The organism is Streptomyces chattanoogensis (assembly GCF_001294335.1).
Taxonomy (GTDB): Bacteria; Actinomycetota; Actinomycetes; order Streptomycetales; family Streptomycetaceae; genus Streptomyces; species Streptomyces chattanoogensis.
This window is the reverse complement of sequence record NZ_LGKG01000010.1, coordinates 1-1,590: the sequence shown is the minus strand read 5'-3', so window position 1 is coordinate 1,590 and position 1,590 is coordinate 1. Positions and strand designations below refer to the sequence as shown.

Genomic DNA, 1,590 nt, shown 5'->3' with positions numbered 1-1,590 from the left:
CGTCTCAGCCTTCGATGCTGTGGCCGGAGAGGCGCTCGACGCCGCGCAGGAGGGCGGAGTGGTCGAGGCTGCCGTCGCCCTGGGCGCGCAGGGAGGCGACGAGGTTGGCGACGACGGAGCCGACGGGCAGGGCTGCGCCGACGGTGCGGGCGGCGTCGGTGACGATGCCCATGTCCTTGTGGTGCAGGTCGATGCGGAAGCCGGGCTTGAAGTCGCGGTTCTTGAAGTTGTCCTTCTTGCGGGTCAGGACGGTGGAGCCGGCCAGGCCGCCGCCCAGGACGTCGAGGGCGGCGGCGAGGTCGACGCCGGACTTCTCGAGGAAGACGACGGCTTCGGCGCAGGCCTGGATGTTGACGGCGACGATGAGCTGGTTGGCGGCCTTGACGGTCTGGCCGGAGCCGTGGGGGCCGCACAGCACGATGGTCTTGCCGAGGGCTTCGAGGATGGGGCGGGCGGCGTCGAAGTCGTCCTGCTGTCCGCCGACCATGATCGACAGTACGGCTTCGATGGCGCCGGCCTCGCCGCCGGAGACGGGGGCGTCCAGGACCCGGATGCCCTTCTCGCCGCCGGCCTGGGCCAGGTCGATGGAGGTCTGGGGAGTGATCGAGGACATGTCGATCAGCAGGGCGCCGCGCCTGGCGTTTTCCAGGATGCCGTCGGGGCCGTAGGCGATGGCCTCGACCTGGGGGGAGGCGGGGACCATGGTGAGGATGACGTCGGCGTCCTGGACGGCCTCGGCGATGGAGGCGGCGGCGGTGCCGCCGTTCTTGGCCAGGCGCTCGAGCTTGTCCTGCTCGAGGGTGTAGCCGGTGACCGCGTAACCGGCCTTGATCAGGTTCTCGGCCATGGGCGAGCCCATGATGCCGAGGCCGATCCATGCGATCTTGGGGAGGTTGCTCATCGGAAGGTCCTCTTTCACATGCAAAACGTCAGGGCGGCGGGCGGTGGCCCGGTTACTTCGCGGCGCGCAGCTCGGCGGGCAGCCAGCCGAAGGACTCGGCGCTCGGGGCGTCGCCCGGCTTGTACTCGAGGCCGATCCAGCCGTCGTAACCGGCCTTCTTGAGGCGGTCGAGCAGGGCCTCGAAGTCCAGCTCGCCGGTGCCGGGGGCGCCGCGGCCGGGGTTGTCGGCGATCTGTACGTGCGCGGTCTTGGCGGTGTAGCGGTCGATGACCTCGTCCAGGTCCTCGCCGTTCATGGACAGGTGGTACAGGTCCATCAGGAACCTTGCGTTGTCCAGGCCGGTCGCCGCGTTCACCGCGTCCACGATCTCGATCGCCTTCGGCGCGGAGACGATCGGGCACTTCGGCGACTCCGGCGCATTGAGCGCCTCGATCAGCAGCGTCCCGCCGGCCTCACCGACCGCACGGGCGGCGTAGGCCAGGTTCTCCAGCGCGAGCGCGTCCTGCTCGGCGGCATCGACCCCCTCGACCCGGTTGCCGTACAGGGCATTGAAGGTCGTGCAGCCCAGCGACTTGGCGAACTCGATCGCCACCGGCACGTTCGCCCGGAACTTCTCCGACTCCGCACCCGGCACCGACAGCGCACCGCGGTCCGGACCCGGCAGCTGCCCCGCATAGAAGTTCAGCCCC

Annotated in this window: 2 protein-coding genes; both read right to left on the bottom strand. The window is 70.0% G+C overall.

What is annotated here, in order from left to right; genetic code table 11:
* Positions 1-4: 4 nt before the first annotated feature.
* A complete protein-coding gene (locus ADL29_RS04180) occupies positions 5-901 on the bottom strand; it encodes a 2-hydroxy-3-oxopropionate reductase (RefSeq protein ID WP_053922408.1) in 897 nt (298 codons plus the stop codon).
* 52 nt (positions 902-953) lie between these two features.
* The coding region (locus ADL29_RS04175; RefSeq protein WP_053922407.1) for a TIM barrel protein at positions 954-1,590 on the bottom strand (637 nt) is incomplete at its 5' end.

Excerpts from the sequence above, each read along its gene's own strand:
- ADL29_RS04180 (WP_053922408.1), bottom strand. The coding sequence starts at position 901 with ATGAGCAACCTCCCCAAGATCGCATGGATCGGCCTCGGCATCATGGGC.